Origin of the sequence: Agrobacterium sp. 22094, assembly GCF_052046015.1 — a bacterium.
GTDB classification, from domain to species: Bacteria; Pseudomonadota; Alphaproteobacteria; order Rhizobiales; family Rhizobiaceae; genus Agrobacterium; species Agrobacterium cavarae.
Genome location: NZ_JBQEPX010000001.1, coordinates 1617670 through 1633906, shown reverse-complemented (window position 1 = coordinate 1633906; position 16237 = coordinate 1617670). Strand labels below are relative to the sequence as shown.

Annotated in this window: 12 protein-coding genes; 10 read left to right on the top strand and 2 right to left on the bottom strand. The window is 59.6% G+C overall.

Annotated elements, in window-relative coordinates; translation table 11 throughout:
- The first annotated feature begins 72 nt into the window (after positions 1–72).
- The 10 genes from ACTJK5_RS07865 to ACTJK5_RS07820 all read left to right on the top strand — a co-directional run bounded on the left by ACTJK5_RS07865 (position 73) and on the right by ACTJK5_RS07820 (position 13250).
- On the top strand, positions 73–528 hold the full coding sequence (locus ACTJK5_RS07865; RefSeq protein WP_111847992.1) for a hypothetical protein: 456 nt from the start codon (positions 73–75) through the stop codon (positions 526–528).
- A gap of 238 nt (positions 529–766) precedes the next feature.
- Positions 767–1912, top strand: coding sequence for a c-type cytochrome biogenesis protein CcmI (gene ccmI, locus ACTJK5_RS07860; RefSeq protein WP_144621029.1), 1146 nt, complete (start codon positions 767–769; stop codon positions 1910–1912).
- The gene (gene ccmE, locus ACTJK5_RS07855) at positions 1909–2376 is read left to right on the top strand and encodes a cytochrome c maturation protein CcmE (protein ID WP_062425737.1); all 468 of its coding nucleotides are present in this window, start codon (positions 1909–1911) and stop codon (positions 2374–2376) included. Before ccmI ends, ccmE begins: the two co-directional genes overlap by 4 nt.
- Entirely contained in the window at positions 2373–4364 is a 1992-nt protein-coding gene (locus ACTJK5_RS07850; protein ID WP_144621028.1) for a heme lyase CcmF/NrfE family subunit, read from the top strand. The genes ccmE and ACTJK5_RS07850 overlap by 4 nt, the downstream gene beginning before the upstream one ends.
- Positions 4361–4825, top strand: coding sequence for a cytochrome c-type biogenesis protein (locus tag ACTJK5_RS07845; RefSeq protein WP_113179365.1), 465 nt, complete (start codon positions 4361–4363; stop codon positions 4823–4825). Before ACTJK5_RS07850 ends, ACTJK5_RS07845 begins: the two co-directional genes overlap by 4 nt.
- Positions 4826–4981: 156 nt before the next feature.
- The gene (locus tag ACTJK5_RS07840) at positions 4982–6532 is read left to right on the top strand and encodes a Do family serine endopeptidase (RefSeq protein WP_440612122.1); all 1551 of its coding nucleotides are present in this window, start codon (positions 4982–4984) and stop codon (positions 6530–6532) included.
- Positions 6533–6739: 207 nt separating this feature from the next.
- The gene (locus tag ACTJK5_RS07835; protein ID WP_113179366.1) at positions 6740–7522 is read left to right on the top strand and encodes a response regulator transcription factor; all 783 of its coding nucleotides are present in this window, start codon (positions 6740–6742) and stop codon (positions 7520–7522) included.
- Between the two features lie 3 nt (positions 7523–7525).
- Positions 7526–8938 carry a sensor histidine kinase gene (locus ACTJK5_RS07830; protein ID WP_440612121.1) on the top strand — a complete coding sequence of 471 codons (1413 nt, stop codon included), beginning with the start codon at positions 7526–7528 and terminating at the stop codon, positions 8936–8938.
- Positions 8939–9031: 93 nt separating this feature from the next.
- The gene (locus ACTJK5_RS07825; protein WP_113262061.1) at positions 9032–12007 is read left to right on the top strand and encodes a bifunctional [glutamine synthetase] adenylyltransferase/[glutamine synthetase]-adenylyl-L-tyrosine phosphorylase; all 2976 of its coding nucleotides are present in this window, start codon (positions 9032–9034) and stop codon (positions 12005–12007) included.
- A gap of 127 nt (positions 12008–12134) precedes the next feature.
- Positions 12135–13250, top strand: coding sequence for a metallophosphoesterase (locus ACTJK5_RS07820; RefSeq protein ID WP_113262060.1), 1116 nt, complete (start codon positions 12135–12137; stop codon positions 13248–13250).
- A 45-nt stretch (positions 13251–13295) separates the two neighbouring features.
- Here the strand turns inward: ACTJK5_RS07820 and ACTJK5_RS07815 are convergent, their stop codons facing one another.
- Together ACTJK5_RS07815 and ACTJK5_RS07810 are read right to left on the bottom strand one after the other, a co-directional pair.
- Complete coding sequence (locus tag ACTJK5_RS07815; protein WP_082546418.1) at positions 13296–15692, bottom strand: PAS domain-containing sensor histidine kinase; 2397 nt, start codon at positions 15690–15692, stop codon at positions 13296–13298.
- A 175-nt stretch (positions 15693–15867) separates the two neighbouring features.
- On the bottom strand, positions 15868–16176 hold the full coding sequence (locus tag ACTJK5_RS07810) for a carboxymuconolactone decarboxylase family protein (protein ID WP_113262059.1): 309 nt from the start codon (positions 16174–16176) through the stop codon (positions 15868–15870).
- Positions 16177–16237: the final 61 nt, after the last annotated feature.

The window sequence follows — 16237 nt, the reverse complement described above, 5'->3', positions numbered from 1 at the left end:
GCGGCATTGCGGCGTTGCTCAGCAGGACTCAGTGATTAGACGTTGGCAAGGAGTAGTATTTTGATGGAAGCGATGTGCAGTGCAGGTGTGAGAGCAACAGGGTCTCGCTTGGCGCGACCTGCCGTTCTGTCCCTGATTGTCGTTTCCGTTTTAAGCTCCTGCACGACATCCAATACGCGCGGACCTGCAAGCGGCGGAGGCCTTTTCAGCGGTCGCGGATCGTCTTCCGTCTCCTATATCGCCAACCTCCAGGGCGGCATCGTGTCGCGCAGCGGCATCCAGTTGAGCCGCGGCGATTACAACAAGGCTCTGGAAGCCGAGTATCGCGCGCTCGAGACCGCGCCCGGCGGACAGGCCGTGACCTGGAGCGGCAGTGCAAATGGTGAGGTGATCGCCAACGCGCCCTATCAAGTCGGCAACCAGAATTGCCGTCAATATTCCCACACCATCAACGACAATGGCCGCGAGGCAAAGGTGCGCGGGGCGGCCTGCCGCAACGCGGATGGAACCTGGACGCCGCTGACCTGACGTCTGCCCCGCAGGATCATTTCGATAGCGAGCGCTCTCGGGTTCTTGCCTTTCTGTCGGCGCTCGCGACGGGGTCCGGGGTCATCGTCCTGGCGGAATGGAATTCTTCCATTTGACTTGTGTCAAGGAAGTCGTACGTCTTCCTGTGAGAGAACGTCGCGCGGCCGATGGCCTCAAATTCGTGTCATCCCGTTGCGGCTTGTTTCAAAGCAGCGCGCATTCGAGTAGTTGAGTGGGAATGTTCTGGATTCTCGTTGCCATATTGACGGCGGCTGTCGCCATTATTCTCACCCATCCTCTGATGCGCAGCAAGCAATCTGCCATTGTCGATGGAGAAGGAGAGGTTGCCGTCTATCGCGATCAGCTTTCAGAGCTTGAGCGCGAACGTGCATCCGGCCTGATCGGAGAAACGGAAGCGGAATATGCGCGCGCCGAGATCGGGCGACGCCTTCTGGCTGCGGCGTCGGGAAAGAGTGAGCAGGACACTGCCTTGACCGCTCGCCGACATAGTGTGATCGCAAGCCTTGTAACGGCGGCTTTACCGATCACAGGTCTCTGTCTTTACTTGTTCATGGGAAGCCCCAATCATCCGGACATGCCGCTGGAAGCACGTCTGGAAAATCCCGGCAGCGATATGAACCTTTTGATCGCCAAGGCGGAACGCCATCTGGCGCAGAACCCTGCGGACGGCGCGGGATGGGATGTGCTGGCGCCGATCTACTTCAAGACGATGCGCTTTGGCGATGCCGAAATGGCCTACCGAAACGCCATCCGCTTGCTGGGCGATAGTCCCGAGCGCTTGACCGGATTGGCTGAAACACTTGTCACAGCCAATCAGGGCATCGTCACGCAGGAAGCTCAATCCGCCTTCGCTGATGCGGAGAAATTGCGGCCCGGCAATCCGCGAGCGCGCTTCTATCTGGCGCTTGCGCTGGAGCAGGCTGGCAAGAAGGATGAGGCGCGCGACGCATTCGCGGCGATCTTGAAGGCCTCTCCAGCCGGCGCGCCCTGGATACCGCTCGTTCAGGCACATCTTGAGGCAACCGGCGGCGATGCGGCGCTTGCTGCCGTGCCAAAACCCGAAGCACCCGGCAATCCGACGGCTGAGGATATAGAGGCTGCCAACGCCATGGCCCCAGAGGATCGCCAGGCGATGATTGCCGGTATGGTCGAAAGTCTGGACGGCAAGCTTCGCGAGCAACCCGACAATTTTGAGGGCTGGATGCGGCTCGTGCGCTCCTATGCCATGCTGAACAATGACGGTAAGGCGAAGGAAGCACTGCAAAACGGGCTGAAGGCCTTTCCGCCGGACGGCGAGCAGGGCAAGAAACTGCTCGCCCTGGCGCAGCAACTTGGAATTTCCGCCGACGGAGTGACGCAATGACGCGCAAACAGAAGCGATTGGCGATCATCGGCGGTGGCGTGAGTTTCATCATGCTGGCTGTCTTTCTGGTGATGTTCGCCTTCGGCCAGTCCATCGCTTACTTCTATATGCCGGTTGATCTCGAAAAGACCTCCGTTGCGCCAGGAACGCGCATCCGCCTCGGCGGCCTGGTAGCCGAAGGATCGGTCAAGCGTGGGGAAGGCCGCACCGTCAGCTTCACCGTGACGGACGGCTCTGGAAGCGTTCCAGTCAGCTACACCGGCATCCTGCCGGATCTGTTTCGCGAGGGACAAGGCGTGGTGACGGAAGGTGTCTTCGATGCCGCAACCCATGCCTTCATGGCAGACAGTGTGCTTGCCAAGCATGACGAGAACTACATGCCGAAGGAAGTGGCCGACCGGCTGAAAGACAAGGGGCTTTGGCAGCAGACGCAAGATGGCAACAAGACCGGGGCGACCAAATGATCAGTGAAATCGGTCACTACTGTCTCATCCTTGCGCTCGCGGTTTCCGTGGTCGTCTCCATCCTGCCGGTTATCGGCGTTCGTCGTCACGATCGCGGGCTGATGGATGTCGCGTCCACCGGCTCTCTTCTGATGTTTCTCCTGGTTGGTCTCAGCTTCGGTGCGTTGACGCACGCCTATGCGGTGTCCGACTTCTCGTTGAAGAACGTCTTCGAGAACTCGCATTCTTTGATGCCGATGATCTACAAACTGACCGGTGTCTGGGGCAACCATGAAGGCTCTATGCTTCTGTGGCTGCTGATCCTGGTGTTTTTCAGTGCGCTGGTTTCCGTCTATGGCCGCAATCTGCCCGATACGTTGAAAGCCAATGTGCTCTCGGTCCAGGCCTGGATCAGCACGGCCTTCCTGCTGTTCATTCTGTTGACCTCCAATCCGTTTCTGCGGCTCGACCCTGTGCCGGCTGAGGGACAGGATCTGAACCCCATCCTCCAGGATTTCGGTCTCGCCATTCATCCGCCGCTGCTTTACCTCGGCTATGTCGGCTTTTCCGTCTGTTTTTCCTTCGCCGTTGCCGCCCTCATGGAAGGCCGCATTGATGCCGCCTGGGCGCGCTGGGTGCGTCCATGGACACTGGCTGCCTGGACCTTCCTGACGGCGGGCATCTCCATGGGCTCCTACTGGGCCTATTACGAACTCGGCTGGGGAGGCTGGTGGTTCTGGGACCCGGTCGAAAATGCCTCCTTCATGCCCTGGCTTGCAGGAACGGCACTTTTGCATTCGGCGCTCGTCATGGAGAAGCGCGAGGCACTGAAGATCTGGACCGTGCTTTTGGCGATCATGACCTTTTCGCTGTCCTTGCTCGGCACCTTCCTCGTCCGCTCCGGCGTGCTGACCTCGGTCCACGCCTTTGCCACCGATCCGAGCCGCGGTATCTTCATTCTCTGCATCCTGATGATCTTCATCGGCGGCGCCTTTTCGCTTTTTGCCTGGCGCGCCCCGACGCTGAAGGCAGGCGGTCTGTTTGCGCCGATTTCGCGTGAGGGCGCATTGGTTCTCAACAACCTGATCCTGACGGTGTCCACCGCCACGGTGTTGATCGGCACGCTCTATCCGCTGGTTCTTGAAACCCTGACCGGTGAAAAGATCTCTGTCGGCGCGCCCTTCTTCAACATCACCTTCGGCCTGTTGATGATCCCGATCCTGATCGTCACTCCCTTCGGGCCGATGCTTGCCTGGAAGCGTGGCGATCTGCTAGGGGCCTTCCAGCGGCTCTACGTGGCCGCGGCTCTTGCGGCTCTCGCAGGACTGGCGCTCTGGTACATCCAAAATGGCGGACCGGTATTGGCAGCGCTTGGCATAGCTGCAGGCTTCTGGCTGATCTTCGGCGCGCTTGCCGATCTCTGGTACCGTGCCAATTTCGGCAAGTTGACGCTTGGCGTTGCGTTTCGCCGCCTGAAAGGTCTGCCTCGTTCGGCGTTCGGCACGGCGCTTGCGCATATCGGCCTCGGCATCACGGTACTTGGCATCGTCACCGTCACCACATTCGAGACGGAAACCGTGGTCGAGATGAAGCAGGGCATGGTGGTCGAGGCGGGCGGCTATAGCCTGACCTTTGATGGCATCCGTCATTACGTCGGCCCGAATTACACCGAAGATCGCGGCCACTTCACCGCCCGCAAGGCGGGCGTGGAGGTGGGCGATGTCTGGTCCTCAAAGCGCCTCTATACCGCGCGCCGCATGCCGACGACAGAAGCCGGCATCATGACCTTCGGTCTCTCACAACTTTATGTGTCCCTCGGCGATCCGATGCAGGATGGCGGTATCGTCGTGCGCATCTGGTGGAAACCCTTCATCCTCTGCATCTGGGGCGGTACGCTGTTCATGATGCTGGGCGGCTTTATCTCGCTCTCCGACCGCCGCCTGCGTGTGGGCGCGCCAAGCCGCAAGTCAAAGCCTGCGAAAGCTGCAAGCCTGGAGCCGGCGGAATGAGAGCGATGCTCGCAAGATTATCGCTGCTCATCATTCTGGCGCTCAGCGCCTTTCCCGCCTTCGCTTTCAACCCGGACGAGGTCCTTGCCGATCCTGCGCTCGAAGCACGCGCGCGCAACCTTACGGCCCAATTGCGTTGCATGGTGTGCCAGAACCAGTCGATCGATGACAGCAATGCGGAGCTTGCCCGCGATCTGCGTCTTCTGGTGCGCGATCGTTTGGTCAAGGGCGACAGCGACGATGCGGTGATCAACTATGTCGTCTCGCGCTATGGCGAGTTCGTGCTGTTGAAACCGCGCTTCAGCGCAAGGACTCTGGCTCTATGGGGGGCGCCGATCGGTCTTCTTGTGATCGGCGGAGTGGCGGTGTTCGTCTTTTCCCGTCGCCGTGCCGCGCTCTCGGAAGGCCAGAAATTGACGGCGGATGAAGAAGCCAGGATCCGCGACTTGCTGGAACGCTGAGGTTTGCGCCGCCATATCGTTCAATGCGGCAATATTACTAATTTTTCATAAGGCAGACACTTCGCTGTAAGGTGGGAGTTCCTATATCTTTTGTCATCCACCGCTGCTCCGATCCTCCTCGGAGGCTCCAGTCAGATGAAGAAAGAAGGAAATCAAATGTCTCAAATGCAAAACGGACGCTCTTCGTTGAAGACAGTTCTGAAGTCTTCGGCCGTCGGCGGTCTTGCCGCGCTGATGCTGACCACCGGCGTCGCTGGCCCAATCGCCCGTTCCTTTGCAGCACCTGTCGAGGTGAATGCACCCCAGGTACCGAGCTTTGCCAGCGTCGTTGATGCCGTTTCTCCCGCAGTCGTTTCGGTCCGCGTCAAATCCAATGTCGAGCCGGTTTCTGACGACAGCAGCGGTTTTTCCTTCGGCGGTCGCGGTCTGGATCAGCTTCCTGACGACCATCCGCTGAAGCGCTTTTTCAAGGAATTCGGTGGCCCCGGCGCAAACGAAGACAAGCGTGGCCCCAATCGCCACCGCGAAGGTAAAGGCCCGCTGCGCCCCGTCGCTCAGGGCTCCGGCTTCTTCATCTCGGAAGACGGTTACATCGTCACCAACAACCACGTCGTCGATGACGGCTCCGCCTACACAGTGGTGCTCAACGACGGCACCGAATACGACGCCAAGCTTATCGGCCGCGATCGGCGCACCGACCTGGCTGTGCTGAAGGTCGATGTGAACCGCAAGTTCACCTACGTGCAATTTGCCGATGACAGCAAAATCCGCGTCGGTGACTGGGTCGTCGCTGTCGGTAACCCCTTCGGTCTTGGCGGCACGGTCACCTCCGGTATCGTGTCTGCCCGCGGCCGTGATATCGGCTCCGGTCCTTATGACGACTATCTGCAGATCGATGCGGCCGTGAACCGCGGTAACTCCGGTGGCCCCGCCTTCAACCTCAATGGGGAAGTCGTCGGCATCAACACCGCGATCTTCTCGCCTTCCGGCGGCAATGTCGGTATCGCGTTCGCGATCCCCGCATCCGTTGCCAAGGATGTCGTTCAGGATCTGATGCAGGACGGTAAGGTCGAGCGCGGCTGGCTTGGCGTGCAGATCCAGCCCGTCAGCAAGGATATTGCTGAATCGCTCGGCCTCTCCGAAGCCAAGGGTGCGCTCGTCGTGGCTCCGCAGCCGGGTTCTCCCGGTGACAAGGCCGGCATCAAGCAGGGTGATATTATCACCGCGGTCAACGGCGATCCGATCAAGGATGCACGCGAACTGTCCCGTCGCATTGGCGCGCTGGCGCCCAACACCAAGGTCGAACTGTCGCTTTGGCGCGATGGCAAGTCGCAGTCGGTCAGTGTCACCTTGGGTGATTTGGCAAATGATGACGCGTCCGCAGGTGCGCAGGGTCAAAACGACAATGATCGCGGCGGTCAGTCCTCCAGCGAGAAGGCTCTTTCGAGCCTCGGCCTGACGGTTGCTCCTGCTGAAGATGGCAAGGGTCTTGCCATCACTGATGTCGATCCGGACTCCGACGCCGCAACCCGCGGGCTCAAGACGGGCGAAAAGATCACCTCGGTGAACAATCAGCAGGTCGCATCCGCTGCCGATGTCGAGAAGGTGATCAATCAGGCCAAGAAGGACGGCCGCACCAAGGCCCTGTTCCAGATCGAAACCGAGCAGGGCAGCCGCTTCATCGCCCTCGACATCGATCAGGGTTGATAGGGAGGAGATACGAGAGGGGCGCTTTGCCCCTCTCTTTTTTTTAAAGCCGTAGAACAGCAAGGAAGCCAAGGATATCTGCGGCGGCCTCGTGTTTTGCGATCGACAATCCGGTGGCCGGCTCTCGGCCATCCAAGGCCTAAGTTACCCGAAGCGGCACGCCGTTTATTGCGAGGGTGGCAGGCCAGGCAGACAGGAGACATCATCATGGCAGAACACATCAGCCAATCCGTGGAAAGTCATCTGCATAATGCTGCGGGCGAACCTCTTTCCAGTTGTGCGCTGGATGATATCGACGTTAATGTTCCCCACATGAAAATACTTGTTATTGAAGATGATTTGGAAGCCGCCGCTTATATGACGAAGGCATTCCGTGAAGCTGGTATTGTTGTCGACCACGCCAGTGATGGCGAAAGCGGCCTTTTTATGGGCTGCGAAAATGTTTACGACGTTATGGTCGTTGACCGCATGTTGCCGCGTCGTGACGGCCTTTCCGTTATTTCAGAATTGCGCAGGAAGGGCGTCGAGACGCCCGTGCTCATTCTCTCGGCACTTGGTCAGGTGGATGACCGCGTAACCGGCCTTCGCGCCGGTGGCGACGATTATCTTCCCAAGCCCTATGCCTTCAACGAGCTTCTTGCCCGGATCGAGGTGCTTGGTCGCCGCAAGGGCAAGCCCGAGCAGGACATGATCTATCGCGTCGGCGATCTCGAACTCGACCGGCTTTCACACGACGTGCGCCGTAACGGCAAGGAGATCCTGCTGCAGCCGCGTGAGTTCCGCCTGCTGGAATATCTGATGAAGAATGCCGGCCAGGTGGTGACCCGCACCATGCTCTTGGAAAATGTCTGGGATTATCATTTCGATCCCCAGACCAATGTCATCGACGTTCACGTCTCGCGTCTGCGCTCCAAGATCGAAAAGGATTTCGACAAGCCTTTGCTGAAGACGATCCGCGGTGCTGGTTATATGATGAAGGACGAAGGCTAAACGATGCCTTCGCGCTTGCGCCTTCTTTTCAGCTCCACTGCTGTCCGTCTTTCCGCGCTCTACATTCTGTTGTTTGCGCTTTGCGCGGCGTTTCTCGTCTTCTACGTCACCGCACTTTCGGAGCGTCTGCTCAACCAGCAAACGCGCGACGCCGTGCTGCAGGAGGTCAACGACGTTCAGCGTGTCTATGAGCGTGGCGGGATCAATCCGCTTTTGCGGATGATGGAACGACGCGCCCGCCAGCCGGGTGCAAGCCTTTACGTCATCGCCGGACCCAATGGTGAAATCCTCGGCGGTAACGTCGCCTCGGTACAGCCCGGCGTGTTTGACAATGAAGGCTGGACCGAATTTCCTTTCACCTATGAGCGCTACTCCGAAAGCGGCGACAGCGTAAAACACCTGGCGACCGCCAATATCTTCGTCCTTGATAATGGCCTGCGCATTCTCGTCGGCCGCGATTTGGGCGAGCCCACGAAGTTCCGGTTGCTGGTGCGCAGCGCGCTCATGGTGGCGCTGGCGATCATGGGCGGCGGTGCGCTCATCATCTGGTTTGCCATCGGGCAAAATGCGTTGAAGCGCCTTGATCGCATGTCGGCCGCAACGAAGAAAATCATGGCGGGCGATCTCTCGCAACGGCTTCCCGAGGGCAGGTCCGGCGATGAATTCGATCGGCTTTCCGGTTCGCTGAATGCTATGCTCGGCCGCATCGAAAAGCTGAATGAGGGCTTACGTCAGGTCTCCGACAACATTGCCCATGACCTGAAGACACCGCTGACGCGACTGCGCAACAGGGCGGCTGATGCGCTTGATGATCCCGACGACAACAAGCGGCGCGCGGCGCTCGAAGGCATCATCGCCGAATCCGACCAATTGATCCGCACCTTCAATGCGCTTTTGATGATCTCGCGCGTCGAGGCCGGCTCGATTGCCGCGGAGATGACCGACGTGGATATCTCCGCCATTGCGGATGACAGCGCCGAACTTTACGAACCCGTGGCCGATGAGGAAGGGTTGACGCTGACTGCGGCCATCGAGCCGGGACTGGTCGTACAGGGCAATCGCGAGCTGATCGGTCAGGCACTGACCAATCTCATCGACAACGCCATCAAATATTCGGCTGGGCATGACGGTGAAAAGCGGCTCGTCGTAAAGCTTGGTCGAAGCGAAGAAGGCGTCATCCTTTCGGTTGCCGATACCGGCCCAGGCGTTCCAGCTGAAAAGCGCGCCGAGGTGATCAAACGCTTCGTACGACTGGATGAGAGCCGCTCCAAGCCCGGAACGGGCCTCGGTCTCTCGCTGGTGGAGGCGGTGATGGAGCTTCATAGCGGTGAACTGCGTCTCTCGGATACCGATCCGGGCAATCCAGCGTCGCCTGGTCTCACCGTGTCCATGGTCTTTCCGGCGTCCAAGCCGTAAGGTTATGTCTCTTTCCCTGAAGCCTGTGGCACGCACAGCGATGCAGGGAGAGAAAAAGCCCGTCCAACAGGGTGACATGCAGGAGGAGAGACCATGACAGGTGCGGTATCCGCAGCAACAAGGCTTGATGAAGTGCAACCAGGAACGATCCGTGCACTCACCCAAACCGAACTGAAATCCGTTCTCTCGTCTCTGAAAGACATTGCCAAGCGCGAACCCGGAATCGCCGAAATGATGGCGGGCGACAGCCCGCTCAAGGATTTCGTTGCCAACGCCTTCACCTTGTCTCCCTATCTTCGCGACGCAGCTAACGCCGACGAGGGGCTGCTGACGCTCGCTGTTTCTGAGCCGGTCGAGACATCGCTCGGCAGACTGGTCGAACAGGCCCGCAATTGCTGGCGACCGGGTGAGGATGGCGCCATTCCGACGGAGGCGGAGGTGATGACGACGCTACGCGTCGCCAAACGCCGCCTGTCCTTCGTCGCAGCCTTGGCCGATCTCGGCCGCATCTTTACCGCCCGCGATACGACACGATGGCTGAGCGACATGGCCGACGCAGCGCTGTCGGCCGCAATCGATCATCTGCTTCTCGCCAACCATAATAGCGGCAGGCTTACGCTCAAAGATCCGCAGGCACCGAGCGAAGGCTCGGGTCTCATCGTGCTCGGCATGGGCAAGCTCGGCGCGCGCGAGCTCAATTATTCCTCCGATATCGATGCTGTCGTGTTCTTCGAACCCATGGCTGGCATCGTGCCCGATCCGCTAGATGCGCTCGAGATCTTTGGGCGGATGATGCGGCGGCTGATCCGGATCATGCAGGAGCGTACCGCCGACGGCTATGTGTTTCGAACCGACCTTCGTCTTCGCCCCGACCCTGGCTCCACACCGCTTGCCATACCGGTCGATGCGGCGCTGCTTTACTATGAGGGCAGGGGGCAGAACTGGGAGCGGGCGGCCTATATCAAGGCGCGACCTGTGGCAGGTGACATCAAGGCGGGCGCGGGCTTCCTGCGGGAACTGACGCCCTTCGTCTTCCGCAAATATCTCGATTACGCTGCAATTGCCGATATCCATTCCATCAAGCGACAAATTCATGCGCATAAGGGCCACGGGGCGATCGCGGTAAAGGGACATAACGTCAAGCTTGGACGCGGCGGCATTCGTGAGATCGAATTCTTCGCCCAGACGCAGCAATTGATCGCAGGCGGGCGTATGGCACCCTTGCGTGTCCGCTCGACCGAAGAAGCGCTTGCGGCGCTGACGGATGCCAAATGGATCGATGCGGAGACGCGTGACAGTCTGACCGAAGCCTATTGGTTCCTGCGCGAGGTCGAGCATCGCATCCAGATGGTTCGCGACGAGCAGACGCATATCCTGCCGGATACGGAAACCGAATTGAAGCGTATCGCTTTCATGCTCGGCTTTGCCGACACCAAAGCATTCTCCGAAAAACTGGAGGACGTGCTGCGGCTGGTAGAGCGCCAATATTCCGCTCTGTTCGAGCAGGAAACGAAGCTGTCTGGCGAGAGCGGCAACCTTGTCTTCACCGGTCAAAAGGATGACCCCGACACATTGAAGACGCTGGAGCGGCTCGGCTTTGAACGTCCTGAAGACATGTCACGGGTGATCCGCACCTGGCACAATGGCCGCTACCGCGCGACACAATCGGTCGAGGCGCGCGAAAGGCTGACCGAGTTGACGCCGGACCTGCTGAAGGCCTTCGGCGAGAGCAAACGCGCCGACGAGGCGCTGCTCCGCTTCGACAACTTCCTTTCCGGGCTGCCGGCGGGCATCCAGCTCTTCTCCCTCCTCGGTAACAATCCGGCGCTCCTGTCGCTGCTGGTCACGATCATGTCGTCCGCCCCGAGACTTGCCGAAATCATCGCGGCACGACCGCATGTCTTCGACGGCATGCTCGACCCGGCGCTGATGACCGAGATCCCGACACGTGATTATCTTTCCCAGCGCATGAAGGGCTTCCTCTCGCCTGCGCGGCATTACGAGGACATTCTCGACCGGCTGCGCATTTTTGCTGCCGAGCAGCGCTTCCTGATCGGCGTTCGGCTCTTGACCGGTGCGATTACCGGCGAGGTGGCGGGCCGCGCCTTCACTCACCTTGCCGATCTCGTGATCGAAGCGGCTTTGAATGCCGTCCTGGTCGAAATGGCGACGACGCATGGCGCCTATCCGGGCGGGCGCGTCGCCGTCATCGGCATGGGTAAGCTCGGCTCCTTCGAGCTGACCGCCGGCTCCGACGTCGATCTCATTCTGCTTTATGATTACGACGACGAGGCTGCCGAATCCGACGGCGCCAAGCCGCTCGATGCGGTTCGCTACTTCACCCGTGTCACCCAGCGATTGATCGCGGCTCTTTCCGCCCCAACGGCCGAAGGCGTGCTCTATGAGGTTGACATGCGCCTCAGACCATCCGGCAACAAAGGACCGGTGGCGACCCGCATCTCGACCTTCGAAAAATACCAGCGCGAAGAAGCCTGGACGTGGGAGCATCTCGCACTCTCCAGAGCCCGACTGATCTGCGGTGAGGCAACCTTGATTGCAGATGCCGATCGGATCATTGCCTCGGTCCTGTCGCAAAAGCGAGACGTCGCCAAGGTCGCCGCCGACGTTCGCGAGATGCGCCAGCTGATCGACAAGGAAAAGCCTGCCGAAAGCCTCTGGGATTTCAAGCTCATCCCCGGCGGACTGGTCGATCTGGAATTCATTGCGCAATATCTGACACTTGTCGCGCCGGCAAAGGGTCTGCCTCTGCATGAGCCGGGAGAGAGCACGTCCGATGCGCTCAAACGCATGGCCTCAGAGGCGATGGAGCCCCAGACACATGACGATTGCATCGAAGCAATGCGGCTCTTCACCGAACTGTCGCAGATCATAAGGCTGTGCATCGATACGGATTTCGATCCGAAACAGGCGCCTGCAGGCTTGATCGATCTCGTTTGCAGAGCAGGGGACTGCCCCGATATTGCGACGCTGGAGGGCGAGGTAAAGCGCCTGTCGAAAGCCGTCCGGAAGGCATTCTTGGCATTGGTGTCCTCAAAAGGGGATTTGTGAAGCCACCGCATGATCATTGGGCGCAAGGAGATAATCCGTTCTCTGTGCAGTGGAACGGATTTTGCCGGGCTGGATTGATGAAGGCGGCATCCCCACCTATGGCGAAAGCTAAAACGAAAGCGTCTTGATGTTTCACCTTATTTTCGGAATTCCATGGCTCGTGGTCGCTGTGCGCTTCATTCAGCCACTGCCCTGGGTTTGGCCGTTGAAGCTCGCCCTAGCGCTGCTGCTTCTCGTCGCTTCGCAATATCACCTCTTCAGTCGCCTCTCGTCTGGTTCGGTGTTCTCGCCTGAATTTCCAAGACCGCTGATCATCTGCTTCAACCTTCTCTTCGGCTTCATGCTGCTGCTTGCCGTCTTCCAGATTGCACTGGATGTGGTGTCTTTGGTCTTGATGCTGTTCAAGGGGCACTTCCCGCTGGTGCCTGCCGGTGTCCGCTATGGAATGGCCGCTGTTGCTCTGGCTCTCTCCGCCTTTGCCGTCAGCCAGGCGATCCGTGTGCCGCCGCTGAAGGACATCGAGATCGCTGTTCCGGGGCTTGATCCGGCTTTCGATGGCTATCAGATCGTGCAGTTGACGGACCTGCATATCAGTCGCCTCTTTCCCGCCTCCTGGACGCGGGCTGTGGTCGAAAAGACCAATGCCCTCAATGCCGACCTGATCGTCATCACTGGTGACCTCATCGACGGCAAGGTTGAAGCGAGAAGCAGCGACATAGCGCCCTTGGCAGAGCTGAAGGCTCGCGATGGCGTCTACACCATTCCCGGAAACCACGAATACTTCTTCGGCTACAAGGAGTGGATGGCCTATTATCAGGGCCTCAACATGACGACACTTGCCAACAGCAACGCTGTCATCGAGCGCGGCAACGCCAAGCTTGTAATCGCAGGCGTCACCGATCTTTCATCCACGAGAACGGCGTTTCCCGCGCATGACACGGCGGCGGCGCTCAGAGGCGCGCCTGCCGGTGCACCTGTGATCCTGCTGGATCACCAGCCCGGTCAGGCGGCAGCCAATGCAGCACTGGGTGTCGCGGTCCAGCTTTCCGGCCATACGCATGGGGGCATGGTCGTTGGGCTCGATCGCATGGTGGCACGGCCCAATAACGGCTTCGTCTCCGGTTTCTACGATGTCGGGGGCATGAAGCTTTACGTCAACAACGGCACGGCGCTCTGGCCAGGCTTTGCGCTGCGGCTCGGCATTCCCTCCGAACTGACCAGGATCACTTTGCGGTCGCGCTAAGCCGTTCGGCGGCTTTGCGATCCCAAACGGGTCAAGCGAAAGCCGTCAGTTCAGCTTGTGCGAGCGCAGGAGCTCCAGCTTGTTTCTCGCCTGATAGGCGAGATAGGGCATATCCTTGGCAACATGCACATGCGGGATGAGGATGGTGACCACCGTTCCCTTCCCCTCGCAGGAGCGGATCTTCATCTTGCCGCCGTGGAGCCTGACCAGCGAGCGGGAAATGGCAAGACCAAGGCCCGAGCCGCCTTTGCTCTTGGCATACTGGCTCTGCACCTGCTCGAATGGCTGACCGATCTTGTTGATGGCTGCTGTCGGAATACCGATGCCGGTATCGGCAATCGTCATCATCAAGCCGTTCTCGTGCACATGGGTGCGAAGCTCGACGCGGCCACCCTCGTCGGTGAACTTGACGGCGTTGGACAGCAGGTTGAGCATGATTTGCTTCATGGCACGGCGGTCGCCGCTCATATACATATTCCTGCATAGCCGCTGCTGGATGGTGATGTTCTTCTGCGCTGCCTGAATGGCAGTCAGGCGCAGTGTCTCTTCCACCAAGGGCGCAAGATCGACCTTCTCGCGGTTGATGCGCATATGGCCTGCTTCGATCTTCGACATGTCGAGAATGTCATTGATGACGTTCAGTAGATGTTGGCCGCTATCATGGATGTCGCGGGCATATTCGCTGTATTTCGGCGAGCCGACCGGGCCGAACATTTCGGCGACGAGAATTTCGGAAAAGCCGAGAATGGCGTTGAGCGGGGTGCGCAGCTCATGGCTCATATTGGCGAGGAATTCGGACTTCGCCTTGTTGGCGGCTTCCGCGCGTTCCTTTTCCGCCTGATAGAGCGCGTTCGCGTCCGAAAGCTCGGTCTTCTGCCGCTCGAGCTTGTGGCGGGAGGCGGAGAGATCGCCGATCGTTGCCATCAGGCGGCGCTCGGATTCGCGCAGGCGATCCTGATGGCGCTTCAGAAGCGTAATGTCCGTACCGACGGAGACGAGACCGCCGTCGCGGGTGCGGCGTTCGGTGATCTGCAGCCAGCGCTCATCCGCAAGCTGCACTTCCGTGGTGCGCGACAATCCCGACTGATCGGAGTCCGCCACGCGGCGCTCGACGATCGGGCGGGCTGCAGCACTATAGACGACGGAGCGTTCCGTGCCGGGCACAAGTGCGCTGTCGGGAAGACCATAGGCCTGCTGGAAGTGCGTGTTGCACATCACGAGGCGGTCGTTCTTGTCCCACAGGACAAAGGCTTCGGACGTGCATTCGATGGCGTCGGCAAGGCGCTGATCGGCCTCGGCATAACGCTGTGCCAAACGGTGCTGCTCGGTCACGTCCATGGCGATGCCGATGACGCGCGGGCCGTTTGCCGTGTGGATCACCTGCGCACGGGCGCGCAGCCAGACATAATGACCATGGGTGTGGCGCATGCGGAAAATCTGATCGATCTGGCGCAGATCACCGCAGCCGACCGAGCGTGCCAACTCATAGAGGTTTCCGTCTTCGGAATGCATCATGCGCGCCGCATCGCTGAAGGAGAGCGGTTCGGTACGCGGCGGAAGACCGAGGATTTCGTAAAGCGAGGTGGACCAGAACATGCGGCGCGTGGAAAGATCGAAGTCCCACAGGCCGCAACGGCCGCGAGACAGGGCCGTCTCGACGCGAAGGTTGGATTCAACAAAGACTTCGTCGGCGGTGCGCGCCCGCTTCACCTGCATGTAGTAGGCATAGAGAATGACGAGCAGGATGGAGGAGATGCCGGCGAAGAGTGTGACATTCATCGCCACTTCGCTGCGCCAGAACGCGCGCATCGGCTCCAAAGACCGCGCCGTGATGATCATGCCGCCATCGGAACCAAGCGGCAGCATCGTGGCGTAATGCGGGGTGTTGTCAATATTCGTCTCGATCGTTCCTGGCGCACCGGGGAATCTGCGAACGATCGCGATTTCAGGAAGGAGGGCAGTCAGCGACGTGCCGACATAGGATGCGGCATGCAGGCCGACGCCACCGAAGACGCGGCCATTTATGCCGGCCACCAACACCACGGTGTCGTCATCCATGCTGCCGGCGGGAAAGGATTGATTGAGGCGGCGCTCTACGGCTGCCCGGTCCTGCGTGGCTGCCAGGGTCTCAACGCCGGAAAGGGCTGCACGCGCGGTCAGCGCGGAAAGCGCCGTCGTCTGCCGGGCGGCATTCTCCATGCGGCCATATTCCGCGGTAATGCCGAACATGCGCGATGCTGCGATGACGACCAGAAATGCCAGAATGAGAATGGGGATGAGACGCTTGAGCAGTGTCTCAAGCCTGCGGACCTGCCACAACCTTGCGAGCAGATTTCCGGCTGAGGAGAAGCTCTCCGCCGTTCTGTGAACCAACGCCGCCATTTCAGCAAATCTGGCATACGGTCGCTCATCGCCCGCAGTCGCCCGCCGCACGTTCGTCATTGTCCCGCCTTGATGTCCCTCGTGTAAATTCGAAGCGCCGCTGCTCGAATCTGCGCCTAATGAATCAAAGCTGATTCGCCTTGTCCAGAGCTGAAAGTTAAAAGATTTTTAACCCTTTGAACCGACTCGCGCTTTTTTTCGAACGTCCGAAAAGACGGTTTTGACTGCCCTTACGTCAGTTGTGGTCGAAGGCGTCAAGCGCGATGGGCAGGGCTTGCACGACGCAGTTTCCGACGGCCGGGAGGCCGGCAAGAACGGCGCTGATAATCTCGTCTCGCGAGGCGCCATGCACCTTGGCTTCCTGAACGTGAAAGGCAAGGCCGCTCTCCAGCCGCGCGGCTGCCAGCATGCCAATATAGACGAGACTCTGGGTTTTGCCGTCAAGCGCTGACGCGGTGCCAAGCCCGGCCACGGCCTGTAGCCAGGCTGCGTGGTGGGCAGGCGCTTGCTTGGCAAAACTCTGGAATGCTGGGCTGATGGTCATGTCACGTCTCCTCTATGCCGATCGATCAGGCAAATCTACGAGGAGAGGGCGATGCTGTTCT